Source organism: Bacillus sp. DTU_2020_1000418_1_SI_GHA_SEK_038 (assembly GCF_032341175.1).
Taxonomy (GTDB): domain Bacteria; phylum Bacillota; class Bacilli; order Bacillales; family Cytobacillaceae; genus Cytobacillus.
Map to the genome: position 1 here is coordinate 1,206,442 of NZ_CP135435.1, position 19,427 is coordinate 1,225,868.

At 38.3% G+C, this 19,427-nt stretch carries 17 protein-coding genes; 16 read left to right on the top strand and 1 reads right to left on the bottom strand.

Features of this window, described 5'->3' with window-relative positions; genetic code table 11:
• The first annotated feature begins 124 nt into the window (after positions 1–124).
• The 3 genes from RRV45_RS05970 (at position 125) to RRV45_RS05980 (ending at position 3,282) form a co-directional block, all read left to right on the top strand.
• Positions 125–997 (top strand): 3-hydroxyacyl-CoA dehydrogenase, encoded by an 873-nt coding sequence (locus RRV45_RS05970; protein WP_315667876.1) that lies wholly within the window; start codon positions 125–127, stop codon positions 995–997.
• Positions 994–2,199 (top strand): acetyl-CoA C-acyltransferase, encoded by a 1,206-nt coding sequence (locus tag RRV45_RS05975; protein ID WP_315667878.1) that lies wholly within the window; start codon positions 994–996, stop codon positions 2,197–2,199. The genes RRV45_RS05970 and RRV45_RS05975 overlap by 4 nt, the downstream gene beginning before the upstream one ends.
• Before the next feature lie 102 nt (positions 2,200–2,301).
• Positions 2,302–3,282: an NAD(P)H-dependent flavin oxidoreductase gene (locus tag RRV45_RS05980; RefSeq protein WP_315668946.1), complete on the top strand. Its 981-nt coding sequence runs from the start codon at positions 2,302–2,304 to the stop codon at positions 3,280–3,282.
• Between the two features lie 256 nt (positions 3,283–3,538).
• Here the strand turns inward: RRV45_RS05980 and ltaE are convergent, their stop codons facing one another.
• The gene (gene ltaE, locus RRV45_RS05985; RefSeq protein WP_315667879.1) at positions 3,539–4,576 is read right to left on the bottom strand and encodes a low-specificity L-threonine aldolase; all 1,038 of its coding nucleotides are present in this window, start codon (positions 4,574–4,576) and stop codon (positions 3,539–3,541) included.
• Positions 4,577–4,725: 149 nt separating this feature from the next.
• Here ltaE and RRV45_RS05990 point away from each other — a divergent pair, with 149 nt between their 5' ends.
• The 13 genes from RRV45_RS05990 (at position 4,726) to RRV45_RS06050 (ending at position 19,330) form a co-directional block, all read left to right on the top strand.
• On the top strand, positions 4,726–5,955 hold the full coding sequence (locus tag RRV45_RS05990; protein WP_315667880.1) for an MDR family MFS transporter: 1,230 nt from the start codon (positions 4,726–4,728) through the stop codon (positions 5,953–5,955).
• Positions 5,956–6,080: 125 nt separating this feature from the next.
• Complete coding sequence (locus RRV45_RS05995; protein ID WP_315667881.1) at positions 6,081–6,929, top strand: SDR family NAD(P)-dependent oxidoreductase; 849 nt, start codon at positions 6,081–6,083, stop codon at positions 6,927–6,929.
• A gap of 3 nt (positions 6,930–6,932) precedes the next feature.
• A complete protein-coding gene (locus RRV45_RS06000) occupies positions 6,933–8,480 on the top strand; it encodes an AMP-binding protein (RefSeq protein WP_315667882.1) in 1,548 nt (515 codons plus the stop codon).
• A gap of 112 nt (positions 8,481–8,592) precedes the next feature.
• Positions 8,593–9,648, top strand: coding sequence for a TRAP transporter substrate-binding protein (locus tag RRV45_RS06005; protein WP_315667883.1), 1,056 nt, complete (start codon positions 8,593–8,595; stop codon positions 9,646–9,648).
• 118 nt (positions 9,649–9,766) lie between these two features.
• Positions 9,767–10,255 carry a TRAP transporter small permease gene (locus tag RRV45_RS06010; protein WP_315667884.1) on the top strand — a complete coding sequence of 163 codons (489 nt, stop codon included), beginning with the start codon at positions 9,767–9,769 and terminating at the stop codon, positions 10,253–10,255.
• Positions 10,252–11,526 carry a TRAP transporter large permease gene (locus RRV45_RS06015; protein WP_315667885.1) on the top strand — a complete coding sequence of 425 codons (1,275 nt, stop codon included), beginning with the start codon at positions 10,252–10,254 and terminating at the stop codon, positions 11,524–11,526. Before RRV45_RS06010 ends, RRV45_RS06015 begins: the two co-directional genes overlap by 4 nt.
• Positions 11,527–11,609: 83 nt before the next feature.
• Positions 11,610–13,223, top strand: coding sequence for a PucR family transcriptional regulator (locus tag RRV45_RS06020; RefSeq protein WP_315667886.1), 1,614 nt, complete (start codon positions 11,610–11,612; stop codon positions 13,221–13,223).
• An 89-nt stretch (positions 13,224–13,312) separates the two neighbouring features.
• Positions 13,313–14,608 carry a Zn-dependent hydrolase gene (locus RRV45_RS06025; protein WP_315667887.1) on the top strand — a complete coding sequence of 432 codons (1,296 nt, stop codon included), beginning with the start codon at positions 13,313–13,315 and terminating at the stop codon, positions 14,606–14,608.
• On the top strand, positions 14,562–15,344 hold the full coding sequence (locus RRV45_RS06030; RefSeq protein WP_315667888.1) for a dihydroorotate dehydrogenase electron transfer subunit: 783 nt from the start codon (positions 14,562–14,564) through the stop codon (positions 15,342–15,344). Before RRV45_RS06025 ends, RRV45_RS06030 begins: the two co-directional genes overlap by 47 nt.
• On the top strand, positions 15,341–16,267 hold the full coding sequence (locus tag RRV45_RS06035; protein WP_315667890.1) for a dihydroorotate dehydrogenase: 927 nt from the start codon (positions 15,341–15,343) through the stop codon (positions 16,265–16,267). Before RRV45_RS06030 ends, RRV45_RS06035 begins: the two co-directional genes overlap by 4 nt.
• 4 nt (positions 16,268–16,271) lie before the next feature.
• Positions 16,272–17,690, top strand: a complete 1,419-nt coding sequence (gene allB / locus RRV45_RS06040; RefSeq protein ID WP_315667891.1) for an allantoinase AllB — start codon at positions 16,272–16,274, stop codon at positions 17,688–17,690.
• Positions 17,680–18,978: a CapA family protein gene (locus tag RRV45_RS06045; protein ID WP_410489361.1), complete on the top strand. Its 1,299-nt coding sequence runs from the start codon at positions 17,680–17,682 to the stop codon at positions 18,976–18,978. Before allB ends, RRV45_RS06045 begins: the two co-directional genes overlap by 11 nt.
• A 163-nt stretch (positions 18,979–19,141) precedes the next feature.
• Positions 19,142–19,330, top strand: coding sequence for a hypothetical protein (locus RRV45_RS06050; protein WP_315667893.1), 189 nt, complete (start codon positions 19,142–19,144; stop codon positions 19,328–19,330).
• Positions 19,331–19,427 lie beyond the last annotated feature (97 nt).

Here is a 19,427-nt window from a genome sequence, read left to right on the forward strand (position 1 = left end):
ATGCTGCACAAGAAATGTAGGCAGAGTAGGATGCATTAGAGTTAGCTTTATGTCTGAGCGTAATTCGCAGATGAGATTTATATATATGAGCAGGTCATCTACTTGCATAAGGGGGAGAATCGATATGATCAACCGCATTGTGGTCGTAGGCTCCGGCGTTATGGGGAGAGGCATCGCCTATGTTGGAGCAGTTGGCGGATATTCAGTCACATTAGTAGACATTAATGAAACCGCTTTGCAAAATGCAAAGCAGGAAATTGAGCTGATTTTTGAAAAAGGGCTGGCACGGGGGAAGATTTCTTCAGAGGCAGCGGAAAAAGTGAGTGAAAATTTAAACTATGAAAGTGACTTGTCAATAGCTGCTGCGGCGGCTGATTTAATTATTGAAGCCGTTCCTGAAATTGCTTCTATCAAAAAACAAGTGTTTGAAACAATGGAAAAGCATGCATCTAAAAACTGCTTCTTTGCTACTAATACATCCACAATGAGTCCAACAGAGATTGCTTCTTATGCAAAACGCCCAGAAAAAACAATCGCGATGCATTTCTTTAATCCCGTACATAAAATGCCCCTTGTTGAAATTGTCCGAGGACTTGAAACGAGTGAGGAAACAGCAGAGGTCATTAGGGAAGTAGCTGTCAAAATGGGGAAAGAAACAGTCGTTATTAACGAATTCCCAGGATTCGTGACGAGCCGGATTAGTGCCCTAGTGGGAAACGAAGCGTTTTATATGCTTCAAGAGGGACTTGGGACGCCAGAGGAAATCGATAAAGCAATTAAACTTGGCTTGAACTATCCGATGGGACCATTTGAACTCGTTGATCTTGTTGGCCTTGATGTTCGTTTAAATAACTTGAAATATTTACATGAAAAGCTTGGCGAGAAATACCGCCCAGCACCGCTTCTAGAACGGTACGTCAAAGCTGGACGTCTAGGGCGTAAAAGCGGAAAAGGTGTTTACGACTATACGAACAAGGAAGAGATGGTAGAAAAATGAGAGAAGTCGTTATTATAGATGCTGTCCGCACACCGATTGGCAAATATAAAGGGGCTTTAAAAGATGTTAGACCAGATGATCTTGGTGCGGTTGTTATTAAAGCACTTATCAAAAGAAACCCAAAGCTTCCTCCTGAAAAAATTGAAGAGGTTATTTTTGGCAATGCGAATCAGGCTGGAGAAGATAACAGAAACGTGGCAAGAATGTCTGCTCTGTTAGCGGCTCTTCCTGTGGAAGTGGGTGGCACAACAATCAACCGTCTGTGCGGTTCCGGTTTGGATGCGGTTTTGTATGCGGCAAGATCAATCGCTGTCGGTGAAGGGGATATTTATATTGCTGGCGGAACAGAGAGTATGACACGAGCACCGCTCGTGATGGCGAAGCCTTCTCAGGACTTTCCGAGAGGCAATATGGAATTGCAGGATACAACGATTGGCTGGCGCTTTACGAATCCAAAGCTGAAAGAAATGTACGGTACGGACTCCATGCCGCAAACGGCTGAAAATGTCGCACAGCGTTATAATATTTCCCGCGAAGACCAGGATCAATTTGCCTTTGAAAGCCAGCAGCGTGCGAAAAAGGCGATAGACGAAAATCGATTTGCCGAGGAAATTGTTTCAGTTATTTATAAAGACCGAAAAGGCAATGAAATTATCGTAGATACTGATGAGCATCCACGCTCAGATTCTACTCTTGAAAAGCTTGGCAAGCTGAAACCACTTTTTGAAGGTGGTACAGTAACAGCTGGCAATGCATCTGGCGTAAATGACGGAGCCTCTGCCCTGCTATTGATGAGCGCTGAAAAAGCAAAAGAATTAGGTTTGAAGCCGCTGGCGAAATATGTGACAGGAGCTACAGCTGGGCTTGAACCTGCCGTTATGGGACTTGGTCCGATTTATGCTTCAAGAAAAGCGCTTGAACGGGCAGGATTGACAGTTGATGATTTGGGACTAATCGAATTGAATGAGGCATTTGCCTCTCAATCGCTTGAATGTATTCGTCAGTTGGGACTTGATCAAAGTAAGGTGAACGTCAACGGGGGAGCAATTGCTTTCGGACATCCACTTGGTGCAAGCGGTGCCCGCATATTAACGACACTTCTTTATGAAATGAAGAAACGTGATGAAACATATGGCCTTGCGACAATGTGTATCGGTGTAGGCCAGGGAATTGCTGCTATTGTTGAGAATGTAAAAGATTAGCTCCATTTTTTGTATTACACCTTCAAACAGGCTGCTCAGAACGGCCCTTATAGAGGCAGGAGTTGGGCAGTCTTTTTAAAGAGAAAGGTTGAAAGATAAATGATGAAATCTGTTTGTGAATTGCTTCAAATCACATACCCGATTTTCCAGGGAGGAATGGGTAATATCAGTAATGCGCAGCTAACAGCAGCTGTTTCAGAAGCGGGCGGTCTAGGGACAATTGGCTGTGGCACGATGGCACCTGATGAAGTGGAAAAAATTATTCTTGAAACGAAGCAGCGGACGAGCAAACCGTTCGCGGTAAATATCCCGATTAGTGTCTCACCTTATACAAAGGAGCTAATCGAGCTTGTGATTAAACACCATATCCCGGTCATATCACTTTCCGCAGGAAATCCGGCTCCTTATATTCCAGTGCTTCATGAGCATGGAGTGAAGGTAATTGCTCTCGTTGCGTCTGTAAAGCATGCACAAAAAGCTGAGGCAGCTGGGGCAGATATTTTAGTAGCGGAGGGCTATGAGGCTGCAGGGATTAACTCTAGTCTGGAACTGACGACATTTACGCTTATTCCGCAAATTGTGAATCATGTTAAGGTCCCCGTATTAGCAGCAGGCGGCATTGGCGATGGCAAAGGGCTGGCGGCAGCATTGATGCTAGGCGCGAGCGGCGTGCAAATGGGTACTAGACTAATAGCGACAAAAGAAGCTCCTTTTCATGATTTATATAAACAGAATCTTGTTAATGCGGCAGACACGGATACGATGATTTTTGGCCGCAGTGTTGGTCGGGTCAGAAGAATTTTAAAAACACCTTATGCGAAGACCCTTTATGATAGGGAAAAATCAGGAATGACAATAGAGGAATATATGGAATGGACATCAGAAGAAAAGCATATTATGGGTGCAATCGAAGGCGATATGGAAAATGGCTTCATTAACAGCGGCCAGATCGCGGGGCTGATCGAAGATATTCCAAGTGTGAAGGAATTGCTTGAGGACATGATGGAGGAAGCGCGAAAACAGCTAAACCGTTCGGCACAAGAGTTTGAAGCACTGAAAATAATGATTCGAAAAAAAAAATAAAAGTATTATCTTTTTGCAGATAGAAATTAGCAGACACAGTTCGTTTTGGTTAACTCCTAACAAAAAAGCTTACCATGAAGGGTTCATGGATCGAGAGTTTTAGGTTACTCCTGTCAAAAAAACGCTTACCATGAAGAGTTCATGGATCGAGTTTTAGTCAATTCCTGTCAATAACGCCTACCATGAAGGGGCCATTAATGTCTTCATAGTTTATTATGAAAAGCCTGTTCCCAAATGTTGGGGACAGGCTGTTTTATTAAATACATGAATTTGTAATAGACTTTACAGCTTCAACCGCTTTCTCAACATCATCATTCGTAATGCCCCTATGTGTAACAAATCTAATTCGATATGGACCTGAAGAAGTTGCTAAAATACCAAATTGCTTTAATTGATCAATAAATTCTCTCGAGTCCATTCCAAGTCGGTCAATGTCCATCATGATAATATTTGTTTCAACACTATCCAATTCGATATCAATCCCATCAATTTGTGATAATCCTTCAGCAAGGGATTTTGCATGAATGTGGTCTTCCTTCAAACGATCAATCATTTCCTCTAAGGCCACAATTCCCGCTGCACCAATGATGCCTGCCTGGCGGGTTCCGCCACCTAGCATTTTCCTCCATTTTCTGGCTCTTTCGATAAACTCCTTTGTCCCCACCAAAAGCGAACCCATTGGAGCACTCAGTCCTTTTGATAAACAAAACTGAACGGAATCTGCATATTTAGCCATTTCCTTAGGATGAACGTTCAAACTAGTGGCCGCATTGAATAATCTTGCCCCGTCTAAATGAATAGGAAGCTGAAACTCTCTTGAAAGCTGATAAACCTCTTCCATATAACTAAGCGGCAAAACCCGCCCGCCGGAAAATGCATGAGTATTCTCTAAGCAAATCAAGCTAGTTCTTGGAAAGTGAATGTCATTTCCGCGAATGGCTTTCCTCATTTCAGATAATGGTATCTGTCCATTTACACCTTTAATCGTTTTCGCTTGGACGCCTGCAATGGTTGAAAGTCCGCCAGTTTCATAGTAATAAATATGGGAATTCTCCTCTAAGATGACTTCATCTCCACGCTGTGTATAAGTTAAAACAGCTACCTGATTTCCCTGTGTTCCGCTTGTAACAAATAAAGCAGCTTCTTTTCCCAGTAAGTCTGCCGCTATTTGCTCTAATCGATTAATAGTCGGGTCATCACGATACACGTCATCTCCAACCTCCGCATTGCGCATCGCATCTCTCATTTTTTCGGTAGGCATTGTAACGGTATCACTTCTTAAATCTATTGGCATTGTGTTTCCTCCCTAAAATTCTCTATAGTGTAATTTAAGCATAAGGTTAATTTTTTGCATAGAAACTATCAATCTCTTTAAATATTGCCATATTCTGCATAAAGGGCTAGAATAGATTCACTATTGAAAATAGATTAGAGGAAAAGAATATGTCAGCACTTAATAATTTGCATCCACTTGTATGGAATATTGTCATTGGAACGGTTTTCGGAAGAATGGCCACCTCCATGAGCATTCCGTTTTTGGCTATTTATTTAACGAATGTAAAAGGGGTATCACCTACTCAAACTGGGCTAATCATCGCAGTAAGTTCACTGGTCGGAATCGCAACCAGCTTTTTTGGCGGCTATTTTTCCGATCGTTTTGGCAGAAAAAGAGTTTTATTGATTTCGATTTTTCTGTGGGCTTTTGTTTTTATCGGCTTTGGCATAGTGGAGGCGGTCTGGGGATTCTTTTTTATGAATGCGCTAAATGGGTTCTGCCGTTCTACTTTTGAGCCGGCATCGAGAGCCTTGCTGGCGGATTTAACAGAACCGAAAAATCGGTTGATTATTTTTAACCTTCGCTATACAGCGATTAATGTCGGTGTGATTTTCGGTCCGATCCTTGGGTTTTACTTAGGATCATCTAAGTCCACCTTTGCCTTTTTTATTGCAGCAGGTGTATATGCCCTATACGGATTATCACTCCTAATAACATATCAAAGGACATCGATTCAAACAGGATCAAAAGAAAATGAGGGACCTGGTAATCGTGTAAAAATGATCGAAGCATTTAGAATTACCAAATCAGATTCCATTTTATTATGGTCTTTAATTGGATTTATTTTGGCGATTACAGGATATTCTCAATTATCATCCACTTTGCCTCAATACCTGTCGAACACTTCTCTCATTGAAAATGGAGCAAAGACGTTTTCGTTTTTATTAGCGTTTAATGCGCTTACTGTCATTTCCATTCAGTATCCGCTACTAAAGATTGGAAAAAAGTATTCGCCTTTAACATCGATTATGTTAGGCAGTATCATGGTCAGCTTGGGTTTAATTGGCTTTGGATTAGCTAGAGGAATGCTCGTGTGGATTATTGTCATGATGGTTTTTACCGCTGGAGAAGTGTTAATGTTCAGCATGACTGATCTATTTATGGATAATATTGCAAAGCCGAATTTGCGAGGTACGTATTTCGGGGCAATGGGTTTTACTCAGATTGGAAATGTTATCGGGCCTGCACTTGGAGGATTCCTGCTCGATACACATGGATATGACAAACCAATCCTTGTTTTTGGATTATTGTGCTTTTCCTCATTACTAGCGATCCCCATTCTGCTAGGCGTCATGGCGAAAATGAAGAATCAGTCGCTTCGTGAGGCGCAAACATAGCTAATTAAAGGGACGGTTCCTATGCCTACGTGGAGGAACTGTCTCTTTCTTTATTTTCGGTAAAGGTTTTTTCGCTTTTTTCATAGAATATTATGATTATATGACAATATATGAAAAAAGGGATTATGATGCGAAAATATAACTTTTTGGAGAGAGTATTATTCCGGCCAACGTATTTAAATAAGAAGAAGCTACAAAGCACATTACAAGGAAAGACCATCCTCATTACTGGTGCAAGCTCGGGAATTGGGGAGCAGTTGGCTTATATGCTTGCAGATGTAAATGTCCATTTACTATTAGTTGCAAGAAGAGAGGAAAAGCTGTTGACGATAAAAAAGGAAATCGAAAAGTTAGAAGCAAAAGTAAGTATTTTCCATGCGGATATAAGAATGGAGGAAGAGATGCAGGGACTTCTGATGTACATTCATCAACTTCCCGCTGGATTGGACGTAGTTGTAAGCAATGCGGGAATATCTATTAACCGGTCCATTTTTCATTCATTAGATAGGTATCATGATTTTACCCGTACAATGGCGATTAATTATTTTGCCCCGGTTCAACTGCTATTGTCGGTTATACCAATACTTGAAAAAAATAAAGGCCAGATCATTAACGTTTCTACAATAAACGCTGTGCTATTGCCGATCCCCTTTTGGGCTGCTTATCAGGCATCGAAGTCAGCCTTTGACAACTGGCTTCGATCTGCTGCTCCAGAATTAAATGCTAGGGGGATTTCAACAACAACGATTTATCTGCCATTAGTGAAAACGCCCATGATTTTGCCAACAGCTGCATATCAAAAGATGCCCGCCATGTCCCCAGAGCATGTGGCCAAAATCATTTGCCAAACGATGTATACAAAAAGAAAAAAGTATAGTCCGTGGTGGTTAATTTTTGCTGAATTGGCATCCATTGCTTTTAGGGGAATTTGGGAACGATTTGGCCCAATAATTTTAAGAAAAAAGGGGAAATGAAACTTGAATATATTAAAACTCATATTTGTTTTATATAAAATCAAATTACTTTCTCCAACAGGCTTGTATAGATTAATAGTTGCAATTTCTAAGAACGGAATCAATGTCATGACTCTCTTACAAATTGCAGAATGGTCCTACGGGAACAAAGTGGCATTAGCAGATGGCGATGAAACAATAAGCTACAACCAATTATTCTCCGAATCCGAAAAGCTTTCTTTGATTTTATTTGAAAAATACAGGCTGAGGGGCGGTCAGAAGGTAGGGTTTCTGTGTAAAAATCACGCTTCATTAGTCAGATCTATTTTTGCAGTTTCACGATTAGGAGCAGATATTTATTTACTCAATCCCGAAATGAGCAAAAATCAGTTTAAATCACAATGGGAACGGCATAATTTTGACTTCCTCCTATATGATTCGGAGTTAAGCCCGATTATCGAACATGTAAACTTCACAAACGAAAAGATTATGAGTTATCATGATCATTTGCCCTCAATCAATAGGTTAATAACCACAAATGTGAATAAGGAAATTCAATTGCCAAGAACTTCTATGGGTAAAATAATGCTGCTTACAGGCGGCACAACAGGAAAATCAAAGGAAGCTCCTCATAAACCATCGCTATTCAATTATTTAAATCCATTTGTAAGTTTGCTGATAAGATTAAAGCTTAAGGAATACAATCCTGTTTATATTGCTACGCCTATTTATCACGGCTATGGGCTTGCTGTATTATTTTTATTTATCGCTTTAGGGAAAAAAGTGGTGATTAATAAAAGGTTTCATGCTGAAAAAGCCTGTCAGCTCATTCGCGACCATAAGGTTGAAGTCGTAACGGTCGTGCCATTAATGCTTCATAAAATGTTAAAGCATAATGCTGAGGATCTAAAATCTCTTAACTGTATTGCTTCTGGCGGTGCTGTGCTCAATCCTAAACTAGCAGAAGAGGTTTTAAGGAAATTAGGAGCTGTTTTGTGCAATTTGTACGGCACTTCGGAAACGGGGTTAAATATAATTGCGGCACCGCAGGACTTAAAGCATTCTGTTCACACAATCGGAAAAAGAATAAATGGCGTCCCCTTAAAAGTATTGGATGAAAACAAGGAAGAAGTAGAAGCGGGTTCAATTGGGCAATTTTGCGTAAAAAGAGAATGGTCATTTAGAAATAGCAAGGCTTCTTGGATTGAAACAGGTGATTTAGGCTATCGTGATCAGAATGGGTATTATTTTTTATGCGGAAGAAAGGATGATATGGTTGTTTCCGCTGGAGAAAATGTGTACCCAATTGAATTAGAGCAGATCCTTTTCCAACACCCTCTGATCGAAGATGTAGCTGTGATCGGCATTCATGATGAACACTTTGGGCAGAGGCTGAGAGCATTTGTTCATCTAGTGAAGCACGCGAGCCTTACAGAAGAGGAGCTTTGTGAATGGCTGCGCTCTAGAGTTGCCAGGTTTCAGGTGCCAAGGGAGATAGTTTTCATCGATCATATGCCCTATACAGCTTTAGGAAAACTGGATAAGAAGCAGCTTAAAGCTAGGGAGATATAAGGAGTCTTATCATTTGTTAATTCAGACAATTTTTTATATTGATTTTTATCTGAATAAACAATAAAATAAGAGTTAAAATTTAAGAAAATTCAGAAATGTGGGTGGAGTCTAAATGAAGAAGTTTTTTATCTTGATTTTTGCTGCTGTTCTAATCTTTAGTTTGGCTGCATGTGGAAAAACTAGCAACAATTCCGAGACTACCAAAGATGATTCAACAGACTCAGAAGGATTTGAAACTATTGAAATCACCTTTAGCCATAACCAGCCAATTGAAAGCCCTGAACATGCGGGAGCTGCAAAGTTCAAAGAAGTTGTTGAGGAAAAAACAGGTGGAAAAGTGACAGTTAATATATTCCCAGCTTCCCAATTAGGTAGTTTACGTGAGCAGGTAGAGGGGACACAAATTGGTGAAATTGATATAACAATGCAGCCAACAGCAGTTGTTTCCCCGTTTGTCGATGATGTTAAGGTAGTTGATCTACCTTATTTATGGCCAGCTGATAAAGATCAGACCTATAAGGTATTAGATGGAGAAGTTGGAAAAGAATTATTAGGCACACTTGATAAGGGTGGATTTAAAGGATTGGGATATTGGCCAGGTGGATTTAAATTATTTACGACAGGAAAAAAGGAAATTCACAAACCTGAAGATTTCAAGGGTTTGACCATGCGGGTAATGGAGTCGCCGTTATTAATTGAGCAATATAAAAATTGGGGAGGAAATGCAATTCCAGTACCATACTCTGAAGTATATAATTCGCTTCAGCAAGGTGTTGTGGATGGACAGGAGAATCCTTTACAAACAATTTTCTTAAATAATTATCATGAAGTACAAAAAAATATTGTTGAAAGTTACCATGGAACAATGACATACCTTCTAATGGCTAATAAAGGCTGGTATGATGGGATTTCTGAACAATTGAAGAAGGTTATTGCTGAAGCTGAAATTGAAGGGCACAATGCCGCACGCAAAAAACTTGCAGATGTAGAAGATGACTATCGACAAAAAATTATTGACAGTGGGGCGAATTACTATAAATTAACAGATGATGAAATAGAGGCCTTCCGTCAAGCATCATTGCCAATGCATAAGGAAGTTTATAACACACCTGACCAATTGAAATTGCTAGATAAATTATATGATGCAATTGAAGAATCAAAAAAATAATTAATAATAGATTTAGTGAAACAAGGGATGGTAATTAAATTATGTTACTGATTCCTTGTTTTACTTTAATAGTATCTTTTATTTCAGATTGGTACGGATAGGAAGGGGATTAATACCAATGAGGTGGTTATTTAAAATTGAAGAAGCTGTTTTAGGAATTAGTATTATATCGGCTACACTAGTTTTATTTATTAATATAGTCCTTCGATATTTTTTTAGCGCTAATACTACTTGGGCGGAGGAATTTATAAGATATGTAATGATTTGGATTACATTTATAGGATGCAGTGTTTGTTTTGGAAGAGGGTTACATGTGGGAATTGATTTCTTTTTAGAATTTGTTACAAAAAAGTGGAATACGATTATTGGAATTTTTGTAAACGTTATCTCGATAATCCTAATGATGTTCTTAATCATATTTGGGGCGGAACTTGTAAAATTCAGTTTTAATTCTGGACAAATTACACCATCTCTTCAAATCAAGATGTTCTGGGTTTACCTTGCGATCCCTGTAGGAGGTGCACTCTCTTTAATCCACCTCTTAATAAACTTATTTGGTGAATTCAAAAAAATAAAAACTACTTCGATTGAGGAGAATCAAATATGATTTTATTTTTAATGATTTTAATTTTCTTCTTTTTATTTAGTAGTACTCCAATTTTTGTTGCTTTAACAATTTCCTCATTTTTTACTATATTGTTCCTAACAGATATTCAACCGATGATTCTTATTCAAAGACTTTTTGGCGGTATAGATCAGTTTGCATTAATGGCGCTTCCCTTCTTCATTTTTGCAGCAAATATCATGGAAGTTGGCGGTTTATCTAAACGGATATTACGATGGGCACGTGGATTAGTTGGGCATCTTTCTGGAGGGGTTGCCATGACAACTCAAATTTCCAGTATGTTCTTTGGCGCACTATCAGGGTCAAGCCCAGCTACAGTAGTGGCAATTGGGAAAATTATGTACCCAGAAATGATAAGAGGAAAGTATAATAAAGGTTTTGCGGCTGCTCTTTTGGCATCCTCAGGTGCTGTTTCATTAATCATACCTCCAAGTATAACATTGATTATTTTTGGCTCAGTAACAGGCGTATCTGTAGGCAGCCTATTTATTGCTGGAATTGGAGCAGGTATTATCTTTGGATTATCATCTATCGTATATATTTATATTTATGCTCGAAAAAATAATATACCACGAGATAAAAAGGCTTCTGCAGGTGAATTATGGGATGCAACAAAAAAAGCAGCATGGGCTTTAATGATTCCTGTCATTATTTTGGGTGGAATATATGGTGGAATATTTACACCAACTGAAGCAGCGGGTGTTTCAGCCGTATATGCACTTCTCATTAGTCTTTTTGTATACAAAGAAATGGATATGAAATCTTTATACAGGGTTTGTGTAGATTCAGCGGTCCTTTCAGCTCAGGTTCTAGTATTAGTTGCTGCTGCCCAGGTTCTTGGCTGGATGTTAACAAGGGGACAAGTACCACAGGCGATTGCAACTTGGATTACAACTAATGTGGAAACTTCATTTATGTTCCTAATGGTATTAAATGTCGTCCTTCTAATTTTAGGTATGTTCATGGAGGGTGTTGCTGCCATTATCATTGTAGCTCCTCTCATTTTTCCAACTGCAGTATCTATGGGAATTGATCCTGTACACCTCGGTGTAATCATAATTACAAATCTAGCAATAGGTATGTATACACCACCTTTTGGACTAAATCTTTTTGTTACCCAAGGAATAACAAACCTAAAGATACCCGAAATGATGCCTGGAATTTTACGTTTCCTAGCATTCAATATTATCGGTCTCTTGATAATAACGTATATCCCAGAAGCTTCCTTGTTTCTATTGAATATTATGGAATGATACTGTTCTAATTACCTAAAGTTGAATCAATCAATATATCACTTCGGATTGAACTGGTATGTCAGAAACACGGGAGGGGTATTATGGCTATTCCCTTAAAAAATTTATTGAAAATTGGAGGATTAAGAGAGTGTACGGTTGTAGCCGGTCACAAAGGAATTGATAGGATTGTTACGAATGTAACTGTTATGGAAGTTCCTGATATTGTTAAATGGCTAAAAGGGAATGAACTTCTATTAACAAGCCTTTATCCAATTAAAGATGACCTTAACGCCCAAATCCAACTTATTGAAAAGCTTTATGAGGTAGGGACAACAGCTTTAGCTGTTAAACCTATTCGATTTGTTAATTCTATACCAATAGATATGAAGAAAAAAGCTGACCAATATGGGATTACACTTCTTGAAATTCCTGAGCAAGTTAGTTATTTAGATATATTATCTCCTGCAATGAATGCGATTTTTAACGAAAAGGTTGTTTTACAGGAGGATTTAGAGCATGCGACAAGATTACTAAATGAAATATCAATTGCAAATAGTGATTTTAATCATTTTATTGAGACACTTTCGTCCTTAACAAAAAGTAACGTATGTTTAGAAAGCCATGTCCCGTTCATTCAAGTATCACCCCGAGAGGAATGTCTTTTGCCGATGACATCCGGTCAATTAAAGGAGCTAGAAGTGATTCAGCGACCAGTTCGAATGTTAAGAAAAAACGCTGAACAACTGGATGAATCTTGTATTGTTGCTCCAATAATTATTGATGGAATATTGTATGGAACGATTACAAGTTGGAATTATCACTTTGAATTTATGGAAGTTGATTTAGCCATTCAAGAGAAAGCAGCGTCATTGCTTTCTCTTGAATTTTTAAGAAAAAAAGTTAGATACGAGATTGAGCAGCAGTACAAAAATAACTTCATTCAAGACTTATTATTTAATCAAGTGATGAATATTCAGGATTTGGTTGAGAGGGGAAAAACGTATGATTTCCAAGAAAATGAATCCTATCTATGCATTATTATTGTAGAAAAAGAAAAGTCTGATAAGGATATATTTACTAAACGTATGAACCAAATTGAAACATTATCAAAGGGGGTAGAGCCCCAATTAATAATCGGAACAATACGTAATTCCCTAATTTTATTAGTGCCAAGGAAGAAGCGGGCCGCTCAAGAGATAAAAAAGCTTATTGAGCGATTCCAAACAATTATTGAACAAGTTGTACATGAAAGGTTAAGGCTTGGTTATGGCTCTGCATATACAGGAGTGCGGGGAATAAGAAAAAGTTTTTTAGAAGCAGAAAAGGCGATTACACTTGGAGCGAAATTATGGAATGTAAAATCAATTATTCACTTCAGCAATTTAGGTGTCTATCGGTTAATATCACTAATCGAAGATAGCAATGAACTGGAAAGTTACTATGAGGAATCAATGAAAAAGCTGGTTAGTTATGACAAAGAAAGTGAATTGAATTTAATCGAGACATTAGAACAATATTTCGTTTGTAATGAATCACTAAAAAAGACAGCAGACCAATTATTTATCCATGTAAATACACTTAAATATAGACTACAGAAAATTAAACAAATTACTGGTTTAAGTCTTCAAAATTCCGAAGATAAATTAATGTTGCAAATAGGGTTAAAAATTCATCAATACTTTTCAGTTATTATTGATAAAGACGAAAAAAGTTGAAATATATAGTCCGAACAGACAAAGTTTTTCTGAACTGCTTTAGCGTATTTTATCAGTATAAGTGTTTATGGAAATATGAGGTGATTTTTATGAATATTGCTCGAGTTTTGCAAACATTAGATGCTTTTAATGAATTTGGAAAGACAGAGAACGGCATTTCAAGAATTGCTTTTACAGATGAAGAACAGAAAGCGAAGGAGTACTTTATTAAACAATGTGAGAGCTTGGGAATGTTTGTCACTGTTGATCCAGTAGGTAATATTATTGCTCGTCGGGAAGGAAAAAACGACTTGCTGCCCGCAGTTGCTATTGGATCACATCTCGATACTGTCTACAACGGTGGTAAATTTGATGGGGTTGTAGGTGTTGTAGCAGGGTTAGAGGTTGTGCGGACTCTTGTGGAGGAACGTATTGCAACACTACATCCAATTGAGATTATTTGTTTTTCATGTGAAGAATCCTCAAGGTTTAATTTTTCAACCTTAGGCAGTAAGGCAATGATAGGGGATCTAACATTAGAGTCACTTCGGACACTAAAAGATCGTGATGATATACCAATTGAAGCAGCATTTAAGGATCAAAAGTTAATACTTGAAAACTATAAGAGAGCTGAAAGAAATACAACAGAATTAAAGGTATTTTATGAAGTTCATATAGAACAGGGAAGTAGGTTGATTGAAAGTGAAAAATCAATCGGACTCGTAACAGGAATTGCTGCACCCTTAAGATTAGCGATTAATATTAAGGGAAAGAGTTCGCATTCTGGTACAACTGGAATGAAACAACGGAAGGATGCCTTATTAGCCGCATCGGAATTAACTATGATTGTAGAAATGGCTGCACTGGCAGAGATTGAATTTGAGACAGTAGCGACAGTTGGGGTATTAGATATTTATCCTAGTGCAATGAATGTAATCCCTGGCATAGCAAAATTAAAGATTGATATACGAAGTACAGATATTAAGTCAAGATATCGTGTGCTAAATAGAATTAAAGATGGAATTTTATTCATTCAGAAGAAACGGGGAGTATCCGTATCTATTGATTGGATGCACGAAGAAGAACCAGTACTGATGGATAAAAACATTACTGAAGAAATTGCATCTATATGTGAGAATTTAGGATTAAATTATATGTTTATGCCAAGTGGCGCCGGTCATGACGCTATGAATATGGCCAAACGATGGCCCGCTTCATTGATATTTATCCCATCAGTAGATGGTTTAAGCCATCATCCTGAGGAGTATACAGAGCAAACTGACATTGAAGCAGGTATAAAGCTATTAGAGAAGGTAGTAAAGTCAAGTGCAATTATTTCCACCGGGGAGGAGAGCCAACATGGAATCGCGTCAAGTCAGAATTATCTCGAATGTGAAGGTAAGTGATCGTTATTGGCATATGATCGTTGATACAAGCGGTATGAAGGAAACAGTTGAACCGGGCCAATTCTTTAATCTGCTTTGCGATGATGGTTTGTATCCGTTTCTCAGAAGACCATTAAGTGTATACAGGATTAACTCAGATAGTAATACTCTTGAATTTCTTTATTTAACAAAAGGAATAGGAACAAAGAAGATGACCGAGCTACATGCTGGAGGAAAAATTGATATATTTGGTCCTCTCGGAACTGGATTTAAAATTAACGATTCAGAACAAGCAATTCTCCTATTAGCGAGGGGAGTCGGAATTGCAACACTAGCAGCTTTAGCCTATAAAGCGATTGATTATAATAAGCGGGTTATTGCGATTCTAAGTGCTCGAAGCCAAAATGATCTACTTGCAGCAGACTTTCTTACAAGTATTGGAGTAACTGTTTTTAAGGTAACAGATGAAGAAGGAACTAGTGAAGTTACTAAAGTTGAGAAATTAGTTAATAGAATTCTTATTGAATATGAAATTCATGCCCTTTACACATGTGGTTCCAAAAGATTAGCTAGACTGATGCAAAATGTTGCTAAAAGAGAAGGATTGCCAGGTGAAATCGCTCTTGAGGAGCATATGGGTTGTGCAATGGGGGTTTGTTTTGCTTGCGTTTGTAATATTTATGACGGTAATGAAATAAAAAGTGCTCGGGTTTGTGTTGAAGGACCGGTATTTCCGTTAGAACAGGTGGTTTTATGATGATGAAAACAGCGGTTGATATGAGTGTTGATATTGGAGGACTGGTGTTAAAAAATCCAATTATGCCAGCCTCAGGTGCATTTGGGCCAGAAATGAATAAAGCGATTGATTTTAATCGTCTAGGTGCAATTGTTCCAAAGAGTATTACAATGTTCCCACGACCCGGGAATGCAACTCCACGCGTTTGTGAAACACCGGCGGGCATGATTAATTCCATTGGGATTCAAAGTAAAGGGATAAAGTATTATATGGAAAACTATGTCCCTTTCTATTCGCAATATGATCCGCCTTTAATTTCAAGTCTATCTGCAGATTCTATTGACCAATTTGCTGAAATAGCTGAAATTGTTACCGAAAGTAAAGATGTTGATGCTATAGAATTAAATATTTCCTGCCCCAATTTAAAAGGCAATGGTCTTGCATTTGGCATGGATGCGGAAATAACCTATAACCTTGTTAAAAAAGTTCGTGGTGTTACGGACAAACCAATTATTACGAAGCTTTCACCAAATGTGACGAGTATTCAAGAAATTGCCATCGCGGCTGAAGCTGGAGGGAGCGATAGCTTGAATGTTGCAAACACTTTACTTGCAATGTCTATTGATGTCCATACAAGGAGGCCGAAAATAGGTAATATCATGGGTGGGCTATCTGGTCCCGCTACGAAGCCAGTCATTGTTAGGCTAATCTACCAGGTGGCCCAAGTAGTGAAAATCCCGATTATAGGGTGCGGTGGAGTTATGTCCGGTGAAGATGCTATTGAAATGATGTTAGCAGGGGCATCGGCCGTTCAAATAGGAACAGCAAGCTTTATACAGCCTGATGCAATGATTAGAATACTTGGTGAAATTGAATTATACATGGAGAAATATCAGATCGATGATATTAAAGAACTAATTGGTCAAGTCCTTATTAATAACTAGTGGGGTGATTGTCATAGTATTCGATCTCGTAATAAAAAATGGAACAATTGTAACATCTGAAGATTCATTTAATGGAAACATCTATATAAAAAGTGGCAAAATCAAAGCAATCACTTCTGAAGAGTTGCCTGGTGAAGCAAATGAAATAGTAGATGCAGGCGGATTGCATGTTTTTCCAGGTTTCATTGATACCCATGTACATTCAAGAGATCCTGGAGCCACTTATAAAGAAGACTTTTACCATTCAACTCAAGCTGCAGCAGCTGGAGGTATTACAACAGTTTTTGAAATGCCAAATACCAATCCTCCAATTAATAATGTGGAGAATTTTCAAAAGCAAGTTTCTAATTTGCAAAGTAAGGCATTTGTTGATTTTGGAATTTGGGCAATTTGTTTAGGCCATACAAATATTAATGAATATAATGCGCTTCAAAAGGCCGGGGTAATTGGCTTTAAGTTCTTCTGGGGTTATGCAGTACATTCAAAAACATATCAGCTCATGTATAACTATAAAAAGGAAATGAATGATGTGATCCCTCCATTTACTGACGGGGAAGTATATGACATGTTTCAGGAGGTTGCAAAAACTGGGCAAGTATTTGCGATTCATGCTGAAAATAACGACCTAATCCAGCATCTTACTCAAAAGGTTGAAGCGAGAAATGGTCACAGTTACCTTGATTTACTTGAAGGGAGACCTAATCTCGCAGAGGAATTAACGATTCAAACGGGAATTGCTATGGCTAAAAAGACAGGGGCGCGTCTTCATATCCTTCATGTTAGTACAGCTGAGGGAATAGAACTTGTTCGTCAGGCACAAAAAGAAGGCTACCCTATTACAGCGGAAACATGTCCACACTTTTTATTCCTATCGGCTGATAACTACGATGCTATCGGACCACAAATGAAGGTTTATCCACCTATTAAATATAAGAGGGATCAAGAGGCACTTTGGAATGCAGTTATTGATGGAACGATTTCGCTTGTCTGTTCAGACCATGCACCACATACAGAAGAAGAAAAAGATGGGGACTTATGGTCGATTCCAGCAGGAATGTGTGGTGTTGAGACATTAGCACCACTAATGTTAGATGCTGTCAATGAAGGGAAACTTTCAATTCACGATTTAGTCCGCCTCCTCTCTGAAGGGCCGGCAAAGTTATTTAATGTTTATCCTACTAAAGGTACGATTCGTGTTGGAGCTGATGCTGATTTTACGATCGTAGACATGAATAAAGAATCAAAAATTGAACGTAATCGGCTCCACAGTAAAAGTAAGATAACAGCATTTGACGGATTTAAAATTAAGGGGACCCCAGTTCAAACAATAGTAAGAGGTGTTACTGTTATGAAGGAAGGCGAAGTACTAGGCTCTCCCACGGGAAGACTAATAACGCCGATTGAACGAAGTAATGATAGATAGAAATGCTAATAGTTTCCGCTTTGTTGCCACTGGGGATAGTTTTATTACGAGAAAAATGTCTAATAAGGATTACGATAAACAGCTCGCAGATTTAATTGGAAGTGCCGAGTTTCGCTTTACAAATTTAGAAACTACTCTGCATCGAAATGAAGGCTATCCATCAGCTTTGAGTGGTGGAACGTGGGCAATGTCAGATCCGGATGTACTAAATGATTTATTGAAGTATCAATTTAACTGCATGACTTGGGCAAACAATCATACTCTCGATTATCTATACGGCGGCTTGATTGCAACAAAGAAACATTTAGACGAAGCTAATATTACTCATGCAGGTGTTGGTGAAAATCTTGCTTCTGCCAGTTCTCCAGCATACTTAGAATCTGATTCAGGTCGCATTGCAATAATTGGAGCAACATCAACCTTTCACGACTTTTGGAGGGCGGGGGAACAGCGTTCAGATATGCTTGGGCGCCCGGGAGTAAATCCGCTCAGATACCAAACCACTTATTATGTTTTACCTGAGCATTACAATGTACTTAAGGACATAGCTGATAAAAGCGGCATTAATGCCGAAAATAATCTAGCAATTGAAGAAGGGTTTTTGTCTAGTAATCAAGTATTTCGATTCGGTACTTATTCTTTTAGCGTTTGTGAAAAAATAGGTATGGTTAGGGAACCTTATAGTGAAGATGTAAAAAGAATTGTTAAATCAATACATGAAGGAAAACGGCAGGCAGATTATGTAGTCGTAAGTATTCATTGCCATGAAATGAATAAGGACCGTAAGGATCAAGTACCTGATTTTCTCGAAACCTTTGCCCGAATATGCATTGATGAAGGTGCCCATGCTGTCATTGGTCATGGCCCTCACATCTTACGAGGTGTGGAAATTTATAAGAACCGTCCGATTTTCTATAGTTTAGGAAATTTTATTTTTCAAAATGAAACTGTTCAGAAGTTACCTAATGATTTCTATGAGGGATATCAGTTGCCCTTGACAGCTACGGTGGCGGATGCACTAGACAAACGAAGCAATAATGGTACGAAAGGGCTTGGGGTAAACAGGGCAGTATGGGAATCGGTAGTACCAATTTGGGAAATGAAAGCTGGCACTCTAACAAGCCTTAAATTTTACCCAATAGAGTTAGGCTATGGATTGCCGCGGTACAGTAGAGGGTGGCCTATAATAACCAAGAATGAAGAAATACTCAAGGGGTTGGAAGAGTTATCAGAACCATACGGTACAAATTTTATAATTAAGGATGGGATAGCTGAGGTTATTTTATAACCAAAGTTTTGATATTAAAGAAGAAAATCAGGAATTACTATATTTAAGCAAAAATCCTTGCTATTTTTAGTAACTAATTTTATAATTTTTGTAATTTACAGACATTAAATATTGAATATGTCTTCGAAGTCGTATGAATATAAGAAGAAAGAGAGGGATTTGATTGGAAAAAGTAGAGAAGGTTAAGGTTTTTTCGGAATTATATGAACTAATCACATATTATTATGAATTCCGTGACCAACCTGTCGAAAAAGACTTTAATTACTTTAATAAGGTTGAACAATGCTGTACATTGCTAGATTTAGACTTTAATGAATTAAAAAGAGAATTTAAATTAAAGGAAGAACTTTAGAGTAAAGGCCTGACTAAAAAAATAATGGGATAGAGGCAAACACCCCAACGTTTATATGTTGGGGCGTTTGTTTTTCATCAAATGAGTAATAAAGACA

What these genes read in the sequence shown, in the direction of transcription:
- RRV45_RS06005 (WP_315667883.1), top strand. Translation starts at nt 8,593, where the DNA reads ATGAAGAAGTTTTTTATCTTGATTTTTGCTGCTGTTCTAATCTTTAGT.
- RRV45_RS05980 (WP_315668946.1), top strand. Translation starts at nt 2,302, where the DNA reads ATGAAATCTGTTTGTGAATTGCTTCAAATCACATACCCGATTTTCCAG.
- RRV45_RS06020 (WP_315667886.1), top strand. Translation starts at nt 11,610, where the DNA reads ATGGCTATTCCCTTAAAAAATTTATTGAAAATTGGAGGATTAAGAGAG.
- RRV45_RS05995 (WP_315667881.1), top strand. Translation starts at nt 6,081, where the DNA reads ATGATGCGAAAATATAACTTTTTGGAGAGAGTATTATTCCGGCCAACG.
- RRV45_RS06025 (WP_315667887.1), top strand. Translation starts at nt 13,313, where the DNA reads ATGAATATTGCTCGAGTTTTGCAAACATTAGATGCTTTTAATGAATTT.
- RRV45_RS05975 (WP_315667878.1), top strand. Translation starts at nt 994, where the DNA reads ATGAGAGAAGTCGTTATTATAGATGCTGTCCGCACACCGATTGGCAAA.
- RRV45_RS05990 (WP_315667880.1), top strand. Translation starts at nt 4,726, where the DNA reads ATGTCAGCACTTAATAATTTGCATCCACTTGTATGGAATATTGTCATT.
- ltaE (WP_315667879.1), bottom strand. Translation starts at nt 4,576, where the DNA reads ATGCCAATAGATTTAAGAAGTGATACCGTTACAATGCCTACCGAAAAA.
- RRV45_RS06015 (WP_315667885.1), top strand. Translation starts at nt 10,252, where the DNA reads ATGATTTTATTTTTAATGATTTTAATTTTCTTCTTTTTATTTAGTAGT.
- RRV45_RS06045 (WP_410489361.1), top strand. Translation starts at nt 17,680, where the DNA reads ATGATAGATAGAAATGCTAATAGTTTCCGCTTTGTTGCCACTGGGGAT.
- RRV45_RS05970 (WP_315667876.1), top strand. Translation starts at nt 125, where the DNA reads ATGATCAACCGCATTGTGGTCGTAGGCTCCGGCGTTATGGGGAGAGGC.
- RRV45_RS06030 (WP_315667888.1), top strand. Translation starts at nt 14,562, where the DNA reads ATGGAATCGCGTCAAGTCAGAATTATCTCGAATGTGAAGGTAAGTGAT.
- RRV45_RS06035 (WP_315667890.1), top strand. Translation starts at nt 15,341, where the DNA reads ATGATGATGAAAACAGCGGTTGATATGAGTGTTGATATTGGAGGACTG.
- RRV45_RS06010 (WP_315667884.1), top strand. Translation starts at nt 9,767, where the DNA reads ATGAGGTGGTTATTTAAAATTGAAGAAGCTGTTTTAGGAATTAGTATT.